General features: G+C 69.4%; 13 protein-coding genes. 6 read left to right on the top strand and 7 right to left on the bottom strand.

Going from position 1 to position 18,504, the window contains the following annotated elements; all coding sequences use genetic code 11:
• Nucleotides 1–40: 40 nt before the first annotated feature.
• From cobA to HMPREF9058_RS09190, 7 genes are all read right to left on the bottom strand, one after another.
• The gene (cobA, locus tag HMPREF9058_RS09220) at nt 41–850 is read right to left on the bottom strand and encodes a uroporphyrinogen-III C-methyltransferase (protein ID WP_009406967.1); all 810 of its coding nucleotides are present in this window, start codon (nt 848–850) and stop codon (nt 41–43) included.
• Between the two features lie 3 nt (nt 851–853).
• Nucleotides 854–2,212: a sulfate adenylyltransferase subunit 1 gene (locus HMPREF9058_RS09215; RefSeq protein ID WP_009407185.1), complete on the bottom strand. Its 1,359-nt coding sequence runs from the start codon at nt 2,210–2,212 to the stop codon at nt 854–856.
• A complete protein-coding gene (cysD, locus tag HMPREF9058_RS09210; protein ID WP_009407213.1) occupies nt 2,212–3,222 on the bottom strand; it encodes a sulfate adenylyltransferase subunit CysD in 1,011 nt (336 codons plus the stop codon). The genes HMPREF9058_RS09215 and cysD overlap by 1 nt, the downstream gene beginning before the upstream one ends.
• A complete protein-coding gene (locus HMPREF9058_RS09205) occupies nt 3,219–4,010 on the bottom strand; it encodes a phosphoadenylyl-sulfate reductase (RefSeq protein WP_009407446.1) in 792 nt (263 codons plus the stop codon). The genes cysD and HMPREF9058_RS09205 overlap by 4 nt, the downstream gene beginning before the upstream one ends.
• Complete coding sequence (locus HMPREF9058_RS09200; protein ID WP_009407397.1) at nt 4,007–5,710, bottom strand: nitrite/sulfite reductase; 1,704 nt, start codon at nt 5,708–5,710, stop codon at nt 4,007–4,009. Before HMPREF9058_RS09200 ends, HMPREF9058_RS09205 begins: the two co-directional genes overlap by 4 nt.
• 466 nt (nt 5,711–6,176) lie before the next feature.
• On the bottom strand, nt 6,177–7,001 hold the full coding sequence (proC, locus tag HMPREF9058_RS09195) for a pyrroline-5-carboxylate reductase (RefSeq protein WP_009406966.1): 825 nt from the start codon (nt 6,999–7,001) through the stop codon (nt 6,177–6,179).
• Nucleotides 7,002–7,090: 89 nt separating this feature from the next.
• Entirely contained in the window at nt 7,091–8,458 is a 1,368-nt protein-coding gene (locus tag HMPREF9058_RS09190) for a Na+/H+ antiporter family protein (protein WP_009407292.1), read from the bottom strand.
• Nucleotides 8,459–8,575: 117 nt separating this feature from the next.
• Between HMPREF9058_RS09190 and HMPREF9058_RS09185 the strand changes: the two genes are divergently transcribed.
• From HMPREF9058_RS09185 to HMPREF9058_RS09160, 6 genes are all read left to right on the top strand, one after another.
• Nucleotides 8,576–9,358 carry an SDR family NAD(P)-dependent oxidoreductase gene (locus tag HMPREF9058_RS09185; RefSeq protein ID WP_009407222.1) on the top strand — a complete coding sequence of 261 codons (783 nt, stop codon included), beginning with the start codon at nt 8,576–8,578 and terminating at the stop codon, nt 9,356–9,358.
• 118 nt (nt 9,359–9,476) lie between these two features.
• A complete protein-coding gene (locus HMPREF9058_RS09180) occupies nt 9,477–10,361 on the top strand; it encodes a hypothetical protein (protein WP_009407452.1) in 885 nt (294 codons plus the stop codon).
• A 158-nt stretch (nt 10,362–10,519) separates the two neighbouring features.
• Nucleotides 10,520–11,467, top strand: a complete 948-nt coding sequence (locus HMPREF9058_RS09175) for an aldo/keto reductase (protein WP_009747791.1) — start codon at nt 10,520–10,522, stop codon at nt 11,465–11,467.
• A 554-nt stretch (nt 11,468–12,021) separates the two neighbouring features.
• Nucleotides 12,022–15,381 (top strand): isoleucine--tRNA ligase, encoded by a 3,360-nt coding sequence (gene ileS / locus HMPREF9058_RS09170; RefSeq protein ID WP_043538110.1) that lies wholly within the window; start codon nt 12,022–12,024, stop codon nt 15,379–15,381.
• 412 nt (nt 15,382–15,793) lie between these two features.
• On the top strand, nt 15,794–16,735 hold the full coding sequence (locus tag HMPREF9058_RS09165) for an ATP-grasp fold amidoligase family protein (RefSeq protein WP_009747862.1): 942 nt from the start codon (nt 15,794–15,796) through the stop codon (nt 16,733–16,735).
• 356 nt (nt 16,736–17,091) lie between these two features.
• Nucleotides 17,092–18,336, top strand: a complete 1,245-nt coding sequence (locus HMPREF9058_RS09160; RefSeq protein WP_254654124.1) for a polysaccharide biosynthesis tyrosine autokinase — start codon at nt 17,092–17,094, stop codon at nt 18,334–18,336.
• Nucleotides 18,337–18,504: the final 168 nt, after the last annotated feature.

The raw sequence follows: 18,504 nt of genomic DNA, 5'->3' as shown, positions 1-18,504 counted from the left end.
GTGACTCCGGGACATTCAGTCTGCATGCGCCGAGGTGGACTCAGGCGGCGGGGTTCGCCGGCCGGGCCTCCTCGACGACTCGGTCAGCCCAGTACGGGCTCAGGGTGACGACGTCGCCGATGACGATGACCGCGGGGGCGGTCACGCCGTACCGGGCGGCGACGTCGGCCAGACATCGCAGCTCGGTGGTGGTCACGCGCTGGTCGGGGTGGTAGCCGCGCTCGATGATCGCCGCCGGAGTGGCCGGGTCGCTGCCGGCCTCCAGCAGGGAGGCGACCGAGTCCCGCAGCCGGGAGACCCCCATGAGCAGGATGAGGGTGTGGTCGCGGCGCTGGGGGAGCACCCCCAGATCCGCGTGAGCCGTGATGACCGAGAAGCCGCGCGACAGTCCCCGGTGGGTGACGGGGATCCCCGCCGCCGCGGGCACGGCGATGGCGCTGGTGATCCCCGGGACGACCTCGACGGCCACGTCGGCTGCACGGCAGGCGGCCGCCTCCTCCCCGCCGCGCCCGAGCACGTAGGGGTCGCCGCCCTTGAGACGGACCACCCCCTTGCCGCGGCGGGCCAGGTCGACCAGGAGCGCGTCGATCTCCTCCTGGCTCATGACGTGCCGGCCGCGCCGCTTGGAGGCGTCGATGACCTCCGTGCCGGGGTCAAGGTCCTCCAGGAGGTCCCGGGGCGCCAGCGCGTCGACGACGACCACGTCCGCCCGGCCCAACAGCTCCAGGCCGCGGGCGGTGATGAGGCCGCTGCTGCCCGGGCCGCCGCCCACCAGGGCCACCCAGCCATCTGCGGAACCCGCGGAGTCAGCGGAACCGTCGGGTCCATGGGGAGAGACGTCGTGGGTCATGCCTCAGCCCCTGCCTGAGGCGGCGGCCGCAGCCGGTTCTGCGCGCCCTGCGCCTGCCAGCTGCACCATGCCCGCCCCGAGCGTGCCGCCCTCGTGGGCGTCGATGAGGAGGAAGGCGCCGTCGGACCGGGAGACCGAGTAGTCGGCCAGAGGCACCGGCGAGGCCAGACGCAGCCGAACCAGGCCGATGTCGTTGAGCTCCAGGCGGTCAGCGGGCACCGTGGTCAGGTCATCCAGGTCGAGGCGCCCCTCAATGGCGCGCACGATCGCCTGGACCGTCTGGGCGCCGTGCTTGAGCAGCACTCGCGCCCGGGGGCGCAGGGGCTCCTCGCTCAGCCAGGACACACGGGCGTCGACCTCGGTGAGCACCTGGGGCGCGTCCCCCGCCGCGGCCAGAGTGTCACCGCGGGCGATGTCGATATCGTCGGTCAGGCGAACCGTCACCGACTGGCCCTCGACGGCCTCCTCCAGGCTGCGCTCGCCCAGGTCGATGCCGGCCACGCGCGAGTGCCTGCCCGAGGGCAGCACCACCACGGGGTCGCCGACGCGTACCGTGCCCGAGGCGATCCGCCCGGCGTAGCCCCGGTAGTCGCGCAGCTCGGGCCTCGGCGCCGCCCCCTGGGGGCGGATGACCAGCTGGACCGGCAGGCGGAAGACGCCCTCGTCGCGAGCAGTGGGCAGGGACTCCAGCAGCCCCAACAGGGTCGGCCCCTCGTAGAAGGGCGTGCTGGTCGAGGCCTCGACGATGTTGTCCCCCAGGAGCGCGGAGGTCGGCAGGACATGGATTTCGGCCACGCCCAGCTCGGCTGCCACGGTGCGGATATCGGCCTCGATGGCCGTGTAGACCTCGGCGGAGAAGTCCACCAGGTCGATCTTGTTGACCGCGACGATGACGTGCGGGACGCGCAGGAGGGCGGCGACCGCCAGGTGGCGGCGCGTCTGTTCCAGGACCCCGTTGCGGGCGTCCACCAGCAGCACGACGACGTCGGCCGTGGAGCAGCCGGTGACCGTGTTGCGGGTGTACTGCACGTGCCCGGGGCAGTCGGCCAGGATGAAGGAGCGCTGCGGGGTGGCGAAGTAGCGGTAGGCGACGTCGATCGTGATGCCCTGCTCGCGCTCGGCCCGCAGACCGTCGGTCAGCAGGGCGAGGTCGGCGCTGGTCAGGCCCCGATCCAGGCTGACCTGCTCGACGGCGGCCAGCTGGTCGCGCAGCACGGACTTGGAGTCGAAGAGCAGACGGCCCACGAGCGTGGACTTGCCGTCGTCGACGCTGCCGGCCGTGGCCAGCCGCAGCAGTGAGCCGGTGGCGGCGGCGCGAGCCTCGGCCTCGGCGGGGATGTCGGTGAGGGTGGGGGTGCTCATCAGAAGTAGCCCTCCTTCTTGCGGTCCTCCATGGCCGCCTCGCTCAGGCGGTCATCGGCGCGGGTGGCTCCCCGCTCGGTCAGGGTGGAGGCGGCGACCTCCAGAACGATGTCGTGGTTGGTGGCAGCCTCGGACTCGACGGCGCCGGTGCAGGACATGTCGCCCACAGTGCGGTAGCGCACGGTGCGGGTGACCACCTGCTCGCCATCGCGCAGCCGGTTGACGCCGCCGGCCGCCAGCCACATCCCGTCACGCAGGAAGACCTCACGCTCATGGGCGTAGTAGAGGCCGGGCAGGGCGATGTCTTCACGCTCGATGTAGCGCCACACGTCCAGCTCGGTCCAGTTGCTCAAGGGGAAGACCCGCACGTGCTCACCGGGGCGGTGGCGGGGGTTGAGCAGGTTCCACAGCTCGGGGCGCTGGTTGCGCGGGTCCCACTGGCCGAACTCGTCGCGCAGGGAGACGATGCGCTCCTTGGCCCGGGCCTTCTCCTCGTCGCGGCGCCCGCCGCCGAAGACGCCGTCGAAGCCGCCCTCCTCGATGGCGTCGAGAAGCGGGATCGTCTGGAGCGGGTTACGGGTGCCGTCGGTGCGCTCGCGCAGACGGCCGTCGTCGATGTAGTCCTGGACGCGGGCCACCACGAGCCGCAGACCGAGCTCCTCGACCGTCCGGTCGCGGTAGGCCAGCAACTCGGGGAAGTTGTGGCCGGTGTCCACGTGCAGGACGGGGAAGGGGATCGGAGCGGGCCAGAAGGCCTTCCGGGCCAGGTGCAGCATGACCACGGAGTCCTTGCCCCCGGAGAACAGCAGCACGGGGCGGCGGCACTCGGCGGCGATCTCCCGGATGACGAGGATGGCCTCGGCCTCCAGGACGTCAAGGATGTCCAGGGCCTCAGTGGTGACGGGGGCCCGGGAGAGGTCGGCCAGGCCGGCCGGTTCGAGCTCCGGCGTCTGATGGGGGACGGAGGAGGGGGCTGGGGCCGGACGGGTGTGGGTCAGGGTGATGCTCATAGGTGGATTCCGCATTCTGTCTTGGTGAATCCGGCCCAGCGGCCGGAACGGGGGTCGTCTCCGGGCTTGACTCGCGCCGTGCACGGGGCGCAGCCGATCGAGGGGTAGCCGTCGTACAGGAGGGGGTTGATGAGCACGCCGTGCTGGTCGGCGTAGCCGGTCAGCTCCTCCATGCTCCAGGCGGCCAGGGGATTGATCTTGACGATCTCGTGGGTGGCGTCCCATCCGATCAACGGTGTGTGGGTGCGGGTGGGGGCGTCCTCGCGGCGCACCCCGGTGGCCCAGGCCTCGTAGCCGCTCAGGGCCCTCGCCAGCGGCTCGACCTTGCGCAGACGGCAGCAGGCGGCCGGGTCCCGCGACCACAGATCCGGCCCGTAGCGCTCGTCCTGCTCGGCCAGGCTCAGCTCAGGAGTCACGTCGACGACGGTGACGTCCATGGTGGCGGCCACGGCGTCGCGGGTACCCACGGTCTCGGTGAAGTGGTAGCCGGTGTCCAGGAAGAGGACGTCGACGCCGGGCAGGACCCGGGAGACCACGTGCGGCAGGACGGCGTCGGCCATGGAGCAGGCCACGGCCAGCGTGTCGGGGAAGTTCTGGGCCGCCCACTGGGCGACGTCGAGGGCCGGGGCATCGTCACCGAGCTCGCGCGCACCGGCCTCGGCCAGGGCGCGCAGCTCCTCGGTGGACCGCAGCGGGGCCGCGCCGGCTCCCCGTGACCCCGAGGCGGCAGGAGCACGGTGCGCCACGTTCAGGGACGCCTGGGCGCGGTCAGTGGTTGTGGCGCTCACTGCAGGGCCTCCTCATCGGCTCGGTGCGCCCACTGGGCGAAGGTCTCCTCAGGGAGGCGCTGGTCCAGGTAGCGGCGCACCAGGCGCTCGACATAATCGGTCAGGCCCGAGGCGGGGACCTTCAGGCCCCGCACCGTGCGGCCCAGGCCGGCCTCGGCGCGCCCGTCGGTGGCCAGGCCGCCGCCCAGGTGCACCTGGAAGCCGGGCATCTGCTCGCCGTCGACCGTGATGATCTGGCCCTTGAGGCCGATGTCCGCGATCTGAATGCGGGCGCAGGAGTTCGGGCAGCCGTTGACGGTCAGGGTGATGCGCCGCTCCAGGTCGGTGTCGGCCAGGCGCGCGTCGAGCTCGGCCGAGACGCGCGCCGCCAGCTTCTTGGTCTCCACGATCGCGAACTTGCAGAACTCCAGCCCGGTGCAGGCCAGGGTTGAGCGGGTGAAGGCGCCCGGATCGGGATCGAGCCCCAGCTCGCGCAGGCCGGCGACGGCGTCGTCGACCTTCTCGGCGGGCACGTCCAGGAGCAGCAGGTTCTGCAGCGGGGTGGTGCGCACCCGGTTGGAGCCGACCCGCTCGGCCAGGTCCGCCAGGCCCAGCAGGACGTCCCCGCTCAACCGGCCGACGGGCGGCTTGGCCCCCACCCAGAAGCGGCCGTCCTTCTGCTCGTGGACGCCGATGTGGTCGGAGTCCCCGCTCGGCTCCTCAGGTGCCGGGCCGTCAGGCAGGGCGCGCCCCAGGTAGTCGTCCTGGAGGACCTGTCGGAACTTCTCCGGCCCCCACTCGGCCATGAGGAACTTCAACCGGGCCTTGTTGCGCAGGCGACGGTAGCCGTAGTCGCGGAAGATGCGGATGACGGCGTACCAGACGTCCAGGGCGTCCTCAGGGGTGACGAAGGCCCCCAGCCGCTGACCCAGACGCGGGGCGGTGGACAGGGCGCCGGCCACCCACAGGTCGTAGCCGGGACCGAGCTCGGGGTGGTTGACGCCCACGAAGGAGATGTCGTTGATCTCGTGGAGGATGTCGAGGCTGGGGGAGCCGGTGATGGCCGTCTTGAACTTGCGGGGCAGATTGGCCAGCTCGGGGTCACCCAGGTAGGTGTCCTTGATGGCACGGGCCAGCGGGGTCGGATCGATGACCTCGTCCTTGGCGATGCCGGCCACCGGGGAGACCAAGAACCCCCGAGGCGTGTCCCCACAGCCCTCAATCGTGGTCAGTCCCACCGACTCCAGGCGCTGCCACAGCTCGGGCACGTTGTCGATCTCCACCCAGTGCAGCTGGATGTTCTGGCGGTCGGTGATGTCGGCGGTGCCGCGGGCGAAGTCGTTGGAGACCGAGCCGAGCACCCGCAGCTGCTCGCGGCTCAGGCTGCCACCATCCAGGCGCACCCGCTGCAGGAAGTAGCGGTCGGACAGCTCCGAGGCCTCCAGCTGGGCGGTGCGGCCGCCGTCGATCCCCTGCTTGCGCTGGGTGTACAGGCCCCACCAACGGAAACGGCCGTTGAGGTCATCGGGCGCGATGCTCTCGTAGCCGCCGGGACCGTAGATGTTCACGATCCGGTCGCGCACCGCCAGCGGGTCCCCGTCCTGCTTGAAGGCCTCGTTGTCGTTGAGCGGCTTTCGCCCGTCGAGGGCCCACTGGCCGTTGGAGCGGGCCTTGCGCGGTGGGCGCAGGGTGCGGGCGGGTGGCGTGACGGTGGTGGTCATTGCTCCTCCATGACGGTGGCGTGTCATTGGCGTATGAGGAGCGTCCGGGGGCGGCCTGGTGTGCTGCTGCGTGTCGAGCCTGCAGGGCCGTTCGGTTGGCGTCAGCCGTCTCAACGGGGCCTTCCGGACGCTTCATTGCGCCGGATACCTCGTTGCGGGGGAAGTCCCCGTGGTGTCAGGCGCTGGTCAGGCCCGACAACACATGACCGCATGGGCACGCAGAAGATCAGCGGGATAGGTACCGCTGAAGAGTGCTGCGTGAGAGAAGGTCATAGCCGAAACAGTAACCATGCATTTACCTGGCGACAAGCAGGAATGATCTGTGCTTCGAGTCACGGCAGGGGAGTTGGGGGTGCACTTTAACCCGTCAGGACGCGGAATAAGATCGCGCTGCCGCACAGGGCGCCGGTAGCGGTCTGCGGCAGCGGATAGGCGAGATATTGGGACCTTGGGCCTGGGGCTGCGGTCAGGCGCCCAGCTCGCGGTCCCTCTCGGTGATGGCCTCGAAGGCGCGCACGACGGCGTCGGAGAAACCGGCCCGCTCCAGGGCCACCATGCCCGCCACTGTGGTCCCTCCGGGGGAGCAGACCGCGTCAATGAGGTCGGCCGGGGTGCGGCCGTGGCCTCCCTCGGCGGTGCGCTGAGCCTCGGTCTGCACGGTGCGGGCGGTCCCCAGTACCGCCTGCGCGACGATCTGGACGGCCTGGGCCTTGGGGATGCCGCCCATGACGCCGGCGCGAGCCAGGGCGTCGATGAAGGCGCACACCAGGGCGGGGGAGGAGCCCGCCAGACCGATGAAGGAGGAGAAGTCCTTCTCCTCCAGGACCACGGTGCGGCCGATGGTCTCCATGAGGGTGCGTACCGTCTCCAGGTCCTCGGCACTCGCACTGCTGCCAGGGGCCAGTGCCGTCATCGACTCGCCCACGGAGGCGGCCATGTTCGGCATGGTGCGCACCACCCGGGTACCGCTCGGCAGCATCGACTCCAGGCGCTCCAAGGGCACACCGGCCGCGATGGAGACCACCAGGGGGCGGCTGGCGGCGATGGCCTCCGACAACCGGGGCAGGACATCGGGGATGACGTAGGGCTTGAGGCCCACGATGAGGACGTCGCTGCGTGAAACCAGCTCGGCGGCGTCGGGCACATGGACGGCCCCGACCTGCCCAGCCAGGCGCTCGGCGGAGCCGTGCTTGCTGGTCAGGAGCAGGTGCCCGGCCGGTGTTCCCGCGGCCACGGCCCCTCGCACAATGGCGCTGACCATGTTGCCGGCGCCGATGAACCCGATACGCATGAAGGCCTCCTGCTCGTGAGCGACATGAGGCCATCACCGTACCGCGGCGGCGCGCTGGGCAGTGCGACTTCCGGGGCGCCGGTCGGCCTTCAGAGCACCAGTGCGGCGATCCACCCGGCGATGAGCAGGGGGATGTTGAAGTGCAGGAAGGTCGGGATGACCGAGTCGCGCATGTGGTCGTGCTGCCCGTCGGCGTTGAGCCCGGCCGTGGGCCCCAGCGTGGAGTCCGACGCCGGTGAGCCGGCGTCCCCCAGGGCCCCGGCGGTCCCGATGAGGGAGACCGTGGCGACCGGCGAGAAGCCCAGGGAGACGCACAACGGCACGTAGATCGCGGAGATGATCGGCAGGGTGGAGAAGGACGAGCCGATGCCCATGGTCACGATGAGGCCCACGAGCAGCATGACGAAGGCGGCGGCGGGCTTGGAGCCCGCGAACAAGGAGGTCGCCGACTTCACCAGCGGCTCGATCTGCTTGGTCTCCTTGAGGACCTTGGCGAAGCCCTGCGCCGTGATCATGATGAGCCCGATGAGGGCCATCATCCGCATGCCTCCGGTGAAGACGTCGTCGGCCTCGGCGATGGTGACGACCCGGGTGGCCATGAACAGCAGCAGACCCGTGAGCGCCCCGACCAGGAGCGGGTCGGCCTCGGACTTCGTCCAGGTCAGGAAGGCCTGGACCGCGAAGCAGGCGACGACGGCGACCAACGCGACCCGGATCTTGTGGCGGTCCACCTCGACCGGGCCGGAGACCTCCTCGCCCGAGCCCACGCCGCTGCCGGCGTCGACCTGGTAGACGCGGGGCTTGCGGTAAGTGACGAACACGGCGATGAGCAGCCCCGCGACCATGCCCAGCGCCGGGATCCCCATGGCCTGGGTGGCAGAGACCTGTGAGACGTCCAGACCCGCTTCCTTGATGTTGCGGTAGAGGGTGTTGTAAAGGAAGACCCGCCCGAAGCCCAGGGGCAGGAACATGTAGGTCGTGACCAGCCCGAAGGTGATGGCGCAGGCCACGGCGCGGCGGTCCAGCTGCAGGCGGCTCATGACGATGAGCAGCGGTGGGACCACGAGAGGGATGAAGGCGATGTGAACCGGGATGAGGCTCTCGCTCATGATCGCCATGGTGGTCAGGCCTCCCAGCACCAGCATGGTGGTGGTGCGCACGGCTTTCCGAGAAGCGGACTCGTCGTCGTTCTCGATGCGGCCGATAAGCCAGTTCGCCAGCAGCTGGGGCAGCCCTGAGTGCGCCACCGCCATGGCGAAGGCCCCCAGCAGCGCGTAGGACAGGGCTATCTGGGCGCCGTCGGCCAGCCCATTCTGGAAGGCGACCATGGTGCGGCTGACGCCCAGGCCGGCGCTCAACCCGCCTGCGAGCGCGCCGACGAACAGGGACAGGACCACATGGACGCGCAGCATCGCCAGGATAAGCATGACCAGGACGGCGAGGATGATGGCGTTCATAGGGGGCCTTCCGATGTGGGGCCGAGTGTGCTGGGCTTCGCGAGCGGGCCAGGGTGAACCCGTGCGAATCGAGGCCGATTGTGCCAGGCGAGCGTGACGGGGACGTATCGTGGACCGATGAGCGAGAACCGCAAGAACGTCACTGCCGACTCCGCCCCGGCCCGCAGAGCCCTCGTCACCGGGGCCTCCACCGGTATCGGAGCCGCCACCGTCCGCCTCCTGCGCTCCCACGGGTGGGAGGTCGTCGCCACCGCGCGTCGGGTGGAGCGCCTGGAGGCGCTGGCCGCCGAGACCGGCTGCACGTGGGTGGCCGCCGACCTCCAGGAGCCCGGCGACGTCGAGCGCCTGGCCGGTGAGGTGCTGGCCGGCGGAGCTGTCGACGCCGTCGTCAACAATGCCGGTGGCGCGCTGGGGGTCGACCCGGTCGCCGAGGGCAGCGCCCAGGAGTGGGCCACCATGTATGAGCGCAATGCGCTCGCGGCCCTGCGCGTGAGCCAGGCCTTCCTGCCCGGGCTTCGGGAGCGGGGCGGGGACCTGGTCTTCCTCACCTCCACGGCGGCCCACGACACCTACCCCGGTGGGGGCGGATACGTGGCGGCCAAGCACGCCGAGCGGATCATCGCCAACACGCTGCGCCTGGAGCTGGTGGGGGAACCGGTGCGCGTCATTGAGATCGCCCCCGGCATGGTGGCCACCGAGGAGTTCTCCCTCAACCGTCTCCACGGGGACGCCGAGGCCGCCGCGAAGGTCTATGCCGGTGTCGCCGAGCCGCTCAGCGCCGACGACGTCGCCGCCTGCATCGTCTGGACACTGGAGCTGCCCGCCCACGTCAACATCGACTCCATGGTGGTGCGGCCGCGGGCCCAGGCCTCCAACACCCTGGTGGCCAGGGATCAGTAGGGGAGCGGCGTCGTCGCACATAGGTGGCCCACAGGCTCGACCTGCCCCGGGCACAGCGCGGGTTCCTAACGTCTCTTCCAGCCCCGGCCGGGCCGGGAACCAGACTGAAAGGACACCCATGACCAAGCACGTCTCCTCCGGTGGCGAGGCCACTTCCTCCTCGCGTGACGCGGCCACGGAGAGCCTTCCCATCAGGGAATCCGCCGACGCCACCGATGCCGCTGCGCAGCACCTGCCGCAGGGCGCCGCAGGCGCCCCCGGCAGTGCCGGCAATACGGACGGCCGCACGGACGTCAGCACGGACGTCAAGGACCTCAAGGTGGCTGCGGGTAGCGCTGGCTCAGAGGCGGTGAGGACCGAGGCTCTTGCCAAGGACGTAGCGTCGGACTCCGCCAAGGGCTCTGGTGCGGCTCACTCGGCTGCTGGCAGCAGCACTGCCGACACCCGGCTGGGCGGGGCGTGGGCGTCCCCGGATGCTCAGAACGCCGCGACCATCGGCGTCGTGCCCTCCACGTCCGCGGCGGCCAAGAAGGCCCGGACCAAGGCGCGTGGGCCCTGGTACCGCCGTCGCGCCGTCGTGGGTGCTGCCGGGGTGGCGCTGCTGGCGGGCTCCTTCGGGGCTGGGTGGGGGACCAACGAGCTCCTCAGCTCCCACTCCCAGCACGGTCAGGCCCAGCAGCAGGGGGCCGGCAACGGTCAGGGCATGCCCGGAGGGGGCCAGGGAGGTCCCGGCGGGGGAGGCCCCGGTGGTCAGGGCGGGCCCGGTGGGCAGATACCCGGAGGCGGCCCCGGCGGACAGGGAGGCCAGAACGGCCAGGGCGGTCCGGGAGGAGGCTCCGGTGGAGCCGGCCGGACCACCCCCAACGGGGACGCCTCCAGTGGCTCGGGCTCGAGTGGTGGCCAGCAGTCGGGCTCCGGCTCGGGTGATGGCAAGCAGAAGGGCGGCTCAGGCTCCTCGGGCGTCTTCCAGCAGCAGGACGCCTCTCCGAGCACGCAGGGCTGAGCCCGCCGGCACGGCCGCCGCCCACAGATCACCATTTTCTTCACAGGCGACGCGTATTCGTGTCGCCTTTGAAGTTCTTGTCGGTGTTTGCAGATTCGGTTACGGTCGCTGGCACGCCTCGCAGCGCTCACCCTGATGACACGGAGGAGAGGAACCCGATGACTGACGCACACCCCCGCATGGCGTTGGGCACCATGCACTTCGGAACCCGTCTGTCCGCCACCCAGTCCCGTGAAATCCTCGACGCCTACCTGGAGATGGGCGGCCAGTGGATCGACACCGCGAACTGCTACGCCTTCTGGGGAGCCGAGTCCGGCCTCGGGGGCCAGAGCGAGACCGTCATCGGCCAGTGGCTCGCTGATCGCGGCGTGCGCGACCAGGTGAGGATCAGCACCAAGGTCGGTGCGGAGCCGACCCGCCCCCACGGCTTCCCGGCCGCCGTGGAAGGTCTGGGGAGGGGCACCGTCAACCAGGCCATTCGGGACAGTCTGCAGCGCCTGCAGACGGAGCGCGTCGACATGTGCTGGGCCCATATGGAGGACCGGGAGCAGTCGGTCGCGGATGTCGCAGAGACCTTCGGCGCCCTGGTTGACCAAGGGCTGACCGCACGGATCGGGCTGTCCAACCACCCGGCCTGGTACGCCGCCGCAGCCAACGTGCACGCCCAGCAACGGGGCTCAGCCGGCTTCAGCGCCCTGCAGCTGCGGGAGTCGTACCTCCACCCGAGGCCGGATACCCCGGTTGAGGGCGAGGACCACCCCCACGGGATGATGACCATCGAGAGCAAGGATCTCGCCGAGCGCTGCGGCCTGGACCTGTGGGCCTACACACCTCTGCTGACCGGCGCCTACGAGCACCCAGAACGCCCGCTGCCTGAGGCATACAGGCACCCGGGGACTGACAAGCGGCTGACAGCGCTGGGCACGTGGTCGGAGCGTCTTGCCATGAAGCCGAGCCAGGTCGTCCTGGCCCTTCTCAACGCCCAGCAGCCGACGATCACCCCGATCGTGGGCGTCAGCAGTGTCGCCCAGCTCACTGACGCCATCGAGGCCACGCGCTTCAGCCTCCCTCAGGAGGCCGTCGAGGAGCTCAACGCAGTCGGCTAGAGGTACGGCTAGACCGAGCGGCTCTGAGCCGTCGACCAGCAGGACCACCGCCCACAGATCGACCTTTTCTTCAAAGACGACGCGTATTCGTGTCGCCTTTGAAGTTCTTGTCGGTGTGTGCAGATTCGGTTGCTGGCGCTGGGGTCGGGTCTGGGCTAGGGAAGGTGGTGCCCGCGGCTATTCCACCGCCGGGTGTGGGGAGGATGACGCCGCCAAGCCGCGGCGTGAACTGGCCCCGGCGGCACGCCCCCCACTACACTCCCCGGAGCGAAGGCAGTGACCCGGCCATCACCGGCGAGCCTCCGGAAGAACCGGACCCCGGCGCATCAGCGCCGTCGGCCCTCAGTAGAACCGGACGGGACAGCCCGTCACAGCTGGAAACGAAGCGGTCGTGCACACCGTCCCTCTCGGGGGCGCGCAGCACGGCAAGCGAGGTGGTACCGCGGTGCGGCACCAGCCGGGCACCAGGCCCGGTCGGGAGCCGACGTCGTCCTCGTCAGGCCCCGGGCACCCGCCCGAGGCGGCAGGAACGAGTGAGACGAGAGCACACCGCGATGGCTGAGAAGATGGCTGACAGCACCACCGCCGACGGCAGCGAGCCGACCGGCGCCGCCTTCTACCCCCTGCACCGCCCGGGGGAGCAGATCGACCCCTCGCCCTCCTTCCCCGCCATTGAGGAGGACGTCCTGGCCTACTGGAAGGCCGACGGCACCTTCCAGGCCTCCATCGACAACCGCGGCGAGCCCTGCGACGAGTTCGTCTTCTACGACGGCCCGCCCTTCGCCAACGGCCTGCCCCACTACGGCCACCTGCTGACCGGCTACGTCAAGGACGCCGTCGGGCGCTACCAGACCCAGCGCGGCAAGCGCGTCGAGCGCCGCTTCGGCTGGGACACCCACGGCCTGCCCGCCGAGCTCGAGGCCCAGCGCCTGCTCGGCATCGACGACGTCACCGAGATCACCCGCCCCGGCGGCATCGGCATCGAGAAGTTCAACGAGGAGTGCCGCAGCTCCGTCCTGCGCTACACCAAGGAGTGGGAGGACTACGTCACCCGCCAGGCCCGTTGGGTCGACTTCGACAACGACTACAAGACCCTCGACCCCGACTACATGGAGTCGGTGCTGTGGGCCTTCAAGCAGCTGTGGGACAAGGGACTGGCCTACCAGGGCTACCGCGTCCTGCCCTACTGCTGGCACGACCGCACCCCCTTGAGCAACCACGAGCTCAAGATGGACGACGACGTCTACCAGGACCGCCAGGACAACACGGTCACGGTGGGCCTGCGCCTGGAGGAGCCGCTGCGCCAGGGCGCCGAGCGCCCCGAGCTGGTCCTCATCTGGACCACCACCCCCTGGACACTGCCCTCCAACGTGGCCATCGCCGTGGGGCCCGACGTCGAGTACGTGACCGTCCACGTCGACGAGGACCTCGACTCGCCGGTGGCCGGTCAGGACGTCGTCATCGCGAAGGACCTCCTGGGCTCCTACGCCCGCGAGCTCGGCGAGGACCCGCAGGTGCTGGCCACCTGCACCGGGGCCGACCTGGTGGGGCGGCGCTACCACCCGATCTTCGACTACTTCGACGACGCCGCCCACCGGGCCGAGGGCGCCGCCCCGGGGCCGAATGCCTGGACGATCATCGCCGCCGACTTCGTGACCACCTCCGACGGAACCGGCCTGGTGCACATGGCCTCGGCCTTCGGTGAGGACGACATGATCGCCTGCACCGAGGCCGGCATCGAGACGGTCGTGCCTGTCGACGACGGCGGCTGCCTGACCGAGGAGATCCGCGACTACGCCGGGCTGCAGGTCTTCGAGGCCAACAAGCCCATCGTTGCCGACCTGCGCGACGGCACCGGCCCCCTGGCCCGCCGCGACGAGAGCCGGCGCGCCGTCCTGGTGCGCCAGGCCTCCTACGTGCACTCCTACCCGCACTGCTGGCGCTGCCGCAAGCCGCTCATCTACAAGGCCGTTTCCTCCTGGTTCGTGCGCGTCTCGGCGATCCGCGACCGCATGGCCGAGCTCAACCAGGACATCGACTGGTACCCCGGCCACATCAAGGACGGCATCTTCGGCAAGTGGCTGGCGAACGCGCGCGACTGGTCGATCTCCCGCAACCGTTTCTGGGGCGCGCCCATCCCGGTGTGGGTCAGCGACAACCCCGACTATCCGCGCACCGACGTCTACGGCTCCTACGCCGAGCTGGAGCGCGACTTCGGTGTCAAGGTCACCGACCTGCACCGCCCCTTCATCGACACCCTCGTGCGGCCCAACCCCGATGACCCCACGGGTAAGTCCATGATGCGCCGCATCCCCGACGTCCTGGACTGCTGGTTCGAGTCCGGCTCGATGCCCTTCGCCCAGGTGCACTACCCCTTCGAGAACGTCGAGTGGTTCGAGTCGCACTACCCGGGCGACTTCATCGTGGAGTACATCGGCCAGACCCGCGGCTGGTTCTACACCCTGCACGTACTGGCCACCGCCCTGTTCGACCGGCCCGCCTTCACCTCCTGCGTCTCCCACGGCATCCTCCTGGGTAACGACGGGGCCAAGATGAGCAAGTCGCTGCGCAACTACCCGGACGTCTCCATGGTCTTCGACCGCGACGGGGCCGACGCCATGCGCTGGTTCCTGCTCTCGGCGCCGGTCATGCGCGGAGGCAACCTCGTGGTCACCGACAAGGCCATCCGCGACACCGTGCGCCAGGTGGTGCTGCCGCTGTGGAACACCTGGTACTTCTTCTCCCTCTACGCGGGCCAGGTGGGTCAATCCGGCTACGTCACGAGCGGCGTCGACCTGGACGACGCGAGCCTGTTCGCCAAGCACGGCGGCCTGCACGTCATGGACCGCTACGTCCTGGCCCGCACCAAGGACCTGACCGAGACGGTGGCCGCCCAGATGGACGGCTACGACATCACCGGGGCCTGCGCCACGATCCGCGACTTCCTCGACGTGCTCACCAACTGGTACCTGCGCACCTCGCGCCAGCGCTTCACCGACGGCGAGACGGCCGCCTTCGACACCCTGGCCACCGTGCTGCGGGTGCTCACCGAGGTCATGGCGCCGCTGGCGCCGCTGGTGAGCGAGGAGATCTGGCGGGGCCTGACCGGTGGGCGCTCCGTGCACCTGACCGACTGGCCCGAGCTGCCCGGCCACGTCGCCAATGCCGAGCTCGTGGCGGCCATGGATGAGGCCCGAGCCGCGGTCTCGGCAGCCCTGAGCCTGCGCAAGGCCGAGAAGCTGCGCGTGCGCCAGCCGCTTCGCAGCCTGACCGTCGCCACCGCCGACCCGGCCGGGCTGGCCCCCTTCCGCGAGCTCGTGGCCGAGGAGGTCAACGTCAAGGAGGTACGGGTCCTGGACGCCGAGTCCGCCGGCTACGAGGCCCGAACGGACCTGGCCCTCAACCCGCGGGCCTTCAGCCCCGAGGTCCGCAAGCTCACCTCCAAGCTCTTCGCCGCCGTCAAGGCGGGCCAGTGGGAGCTCACCGAGGACGGGGACGTGCGTTTCGATGACGTCCTGCTCGATGGCGCCCCCGTGGTCCTGGAGGCGGAGGACTCCGCCTTCACCCTGACCACCCGCATCGAGGTCGACGACGACTCCCTGGCCGCCACCATGCTGCCCTCGGGGGCCTTCGTGGTCCTGGAGACTGCCCTCGACGACGCCCTGGAGGCCGAGGGCTGGGCCCGCGACCTGGTGCGTCTGGTCCAGGACGAGCGCAAGGCCGTCGGCCTGCACGTGGGGGACCGGATCCGCCTGGAGCTGCGGGTCCCGCAGGACAAGGACGCCTGGACCGGTGCCCACCTGGACCTCATCAAGCGGGAGGTCGGCTGCGTGGACGCCTCCGTCGTGGCTGACCCGGCTGCCAAGGAGCCCACCGCCACGGTTGAGAAGGTCGCCGAGGCGAGGGAGAGCTGACCTAGCCGCCGAACGGGCCGCGTCGCGGGGCCGGCCAGACCGATGAGCTCGGTCTGGCCGGCCCCACTCCTGCATCCAGGTCCGAGAGACGAGTTGAGGTTCTCCCGCCCCAGCCCAGTGATGTCATCGTGGCGATGAGCTGCCGGGAGGGGCGCTGCGCACGGCGATGCGGAGCCGATCCGACACGCCGGTAGGTTAACTTTCCAATTACCTGAGGTGTGAGGCAGAATAATCCCGTTGCTCGGCCACCAGGACCTGGTTGAGCGACGGTGCTCCTCCTCCCGCGGTTCGCCTCTCCCATCTCCCGGTCAGCATGCCTTCTACCGCCATGATGGCGGTAGGGGAAGCGTTGTGCGCAGTCTTCTCCCTGGAGCAGGCTCGCTGGTGGCCTTGGTTGTGAGAGGTGCGGACGATGAGTATCAAGGGTGCTGCAGAAGCAGTTCTTCCCCCGCCGGCTCAGGGATGGTTGAAGCAGGCGATCTACCACCGCAACTGTCACCTGTCGCCGCCCCAGTACCGTGCGGCCCTCAAACACTGGTACTGGCTCTTCAAGGGGCGCCCCTGCCACCTGGAGGCGCCGCGCACCATGACTGAGAAGATCCACTGGCTCAAGCTCTATGACTCCACACCCCTCAAAGGGCGTCTGGCGGACAAGTTCCTGGTACGCGAGTGGGTCGCCGACACGGTGGGGGAGGAGTACCTCGTACCTCTGCTGGGTGTGTGGGACTCGCCTGATGAGATCGACTTCGCCTCCCTGCCGACCAGCTTCGTCCTCAAGGCCACGCACGGCTCGGGGTGGAACATCCTCGTACCGAACAAGAGCGCTCTTGATGAGGAGTGGGCCCGTGGACGCCTCAGGGAGTGGCTCGGCCTGCGCCAGGCCATGAAGGGCGGCTTCGAGCTGCACTACGAGTACTGCGAGCCGCGCATCGTGTGCGAGCGCTTCCTGCGTGACGGCACAGGGGGCCTGAGGGACTACAAGTTCATGGTGTTCGACGGCGTCGTCCAGTTCGCCTTCACCGTGGACAGGCGTGCGGGGCTCGCGATGCGGGGGACCTACCTGCCGGACTGGACCCGAGCCCCCTTCGAGTACACCTGCGAGGCTGTTCGCGCCCCTGACGTCCCCCCGCCGAGCGGCCTGGAGACCATGCTCCGGCTCGCCAGCAGGCTCGGGAAGGGGTTCGCCTGCGCGCGCGTTGACTTCTACCAGGTGCGGGGACGTGTCTACTTCGGTGAGATCACCTTCACCGACGCCGATGGGTTGTCTGAATTTGCTCCCGCTCGCTACAACCGTATATTCGGTGATCGAATCGTCCTTCCCGAGAAGAAGTCGTTCAAGGGCATCATCCTGTGATGGTTTAATGCTCAGGGAATGGTGTCTGTAGATTTTCTACGAAGATCGTCGTGCTCGGTGAGTGAGACCTCTCAAGTCTCTCGATGTGCGTGAGGGCTTTCTCATTAAGTCCGTCGGTCACTTGCCCTGTTCGGGTTCTCGCGTGTTACTGTCTGTGTCATTAATTCTGGCGCTCCTTCGTGGGGTATCGTGACTGTCGCTTCATGCTGGTGAGTGCTGTGTCCTATCAGTCCTGAATAATGACAGGTGGTATGCGGATGACGCTCGAGGACCTTCTTCATCTAACTCGTCGACGCTTCGGATCTCTCGCGCTGGCGATCGTGATCTGCGTACTTTTGTCAGTAGCGTTCGCTTTCGTGACGCCGAGTTCCTATACGGCGACGGCTCAGGCCTACCTGCACGTGGAGGTGGGCGGAGACCCGGGGCTGAACACGCAGTCCCACTACAACGCCGCACAGCTCGCCGACTTGAAGGCCGACGCCGCCGTTCCGGTCTTCACCTCAGAGGCAGTCGCCCAGCGCGTGATCGAGTCCCTCAAGCTGGATGTCACCCCGGAAGAGCTCGCCTCCTCGGTGTCGGCGACGCGGACGCCTGAGACCGTGTCGGTGCAGGTCTCCGTGGAGGCCTCCACCTCGCGTCAGGCTCAGGTTCTGGCCGATGAGGTCGTCCGCCAGACGGCCGAAGAGGTGACTGAGCTGGAGGGCAGTGACTCTCCGGTGAAGATCTCCCTGCTGTCCTCCGCCGAACTGGTGAGTCCTACTCGGTCCCCCGCCCTGGTCACCTGTGTGGGTGTGGGGCTGCTGGCCGGGCTGGTTCTGGGATACGTGTGGATTCTCGTCCAGGAGCTGCTCGACAAGAGCCTCAAGGGACCCGAGGATGTGCGCAAGGCCCTGTCGGCGCCCGTGCTCGGCGTGCTGCCGAAGGATCCGTCGCCTCTGCGACTGGGGCGTGGTGCGCAGACGGAGGTCGAGGAGCGGCTTCGGGCCGCTCGCACCAACGTGCTCCATGCCCTGTCTCACGGGGCTCGGCAGGTCGTGGTCGTCACCTCTGCTGGTCCGCGGGAGGGGGCCTCGACGACGGCCGCCGGTCTGGCGCGAGTCCTGGCTCTGTCCGGTCATCGGGTCGTCCTGGTCGGGGGAGACCTGCGCTCGCCAAGTGCGGTCGGCGCCCCGGGTGCCCCAGGGCTCGCGGAGGTCCTGGTGGGGACGGCTCGTCTCAGTCAGGTTCTGGTCGAAGGCGAGGTGCCGGGCCTGGAGCTCCTGCCTGCCGGCGACATGCCCGGGAACCCCTCTGAGCTGCTCGGGGGCCGCAACATGAGTGACCTCCTGCATCATCTGGCCGCAGACCGCATCGTGATTATCGATGCGCCTCCGGTGTGCCGCTTCACCGACGCTGTGGTGCTGGCCGAGTATGCCGGTGGCGTCCTCCTCGTGGCGCGAGCCGGGCGCACGTCTGCCGAAGAGCTTCGCGAGGCCGCGCTGGCCGTGGGGCAGGGAGGCGGGCACATGCTCGGCGTGGTGCTCACCAACGTGTCCGATCTCGGGCGCGGTAGTCGGAGTGCCCAGGCTGCCGTCACTCATGCGGAGAGTGCCACCGTCTGACCCTTCCTTCACTGAATGCGGCACGTGTGCAGAGAGCCGAGACGTGACGTCAAGGATGTTTATCCAAATGTTACTTTGCAGTCGCACTGACGTTAGTCGTTGGGGTGTGTGCTCCGGGGTTCCGCTGGAATGAATCTTGACGCTTCAGGCTCTCGGGCCCAGTCGCCT

Origin of the sequence: Actinomyces sp. oral taxon 175 str. F0384 (assembly GCF_000223355.1) — a bacterium.
GTDB lineage: Bacteria > Actinomycetota > Actinomycetes > Actinomycetales > Actinomycetaceae > Actinomyces > Actinomyces oris.
This window is presented reverse-complemented; position numbering and strand designations above follow the sequence as displayed.

What these genes read in the sequence shown, in the direction of transcription:
- cobA (WP_009406967.1), bottom strand. Translation starts at nt 850, where the DNA reads ATGACCCACGACGTCTCTCCCCATGGACCCGACGGTTCCGCTGACTCC.
- HMPREF9058_RS09215 (WP_009407185.1), bottom strand. Translation starts at nt 2,212, where the DNA reads ATGAGCACCCCCACCCTCACCGACATCCCCGCCGAGGCCGAGGCTCGC.
- cysD (WP_009407213.1), bottom strand. Translation starts at nt 3,222, where the DNA reads ATGAGCATCACCCTGACCCACACCCGTCCGGCCCCAGCCCCCTCCTCC.
- HMPREF9058_RS09200 (WP_009407397.1), bottom strand. Translation starts at nt 5,710, where the DNA reads ATGACCACCACCGTCACGCCACCCGCCCGCACCCTGCGCCCACCGCGC.
- proC (WP_009406966.1), bottom strand. Translation starts at nt 7,001, where the DNA reads ATGCGTATCGGGTTCATCGGCGCCGGCAACATGGTCAGCGCCATTGTG.
- HMPREF9058_RS09190 (WP_009407292.1), bottom strand. Translation starts at nt 8,458, where the DNA reads ATGAACGCCATCATCCTCGCCGTCCTGGTCATGCTTATCCTGGCGATG.
- HMPREF9058_RS09185 (WP_009407222.1), top strand. Translation starts at nt 8,576, where the DNA reads ATGAGCGAGAACCGCAAGAACGTCACTGCCGACTCCGCCCCGGCCCGC.
- HMPREF9058_RS09180 (WP_009407452.1), top strand. Translation starts at nt 9,477, where the DNA reads ATGACCAAGCACGTCTCCTCCGGTGGCGAGGCCACTTCCTCCTCGCGT.
- HMPREF9058_RS09175 (WP_009747791.1), top strand. Translation starts at nt 10,520, where the DNA reads ATGACTGACGCACACCCCCGCATGGCGTTGGGCACCATGCACTTCGGA.
- ileS (WP_043538110.1), top strand. Translation starts at nt 12,022, where the DNA reads ATGGCTGAGAAGATGGCTGACAGCACCACCGCCGACGGCAGCGAGCCG.
- HMPREF9058_RS09165 (WP_009747862.1), top strand. Translation starts at nt 15,794, where the DNA reads ATGAGTATCAAGGGTGCTGCAGAAGCAGTTCTTCCCCCGCCGGCTCAG.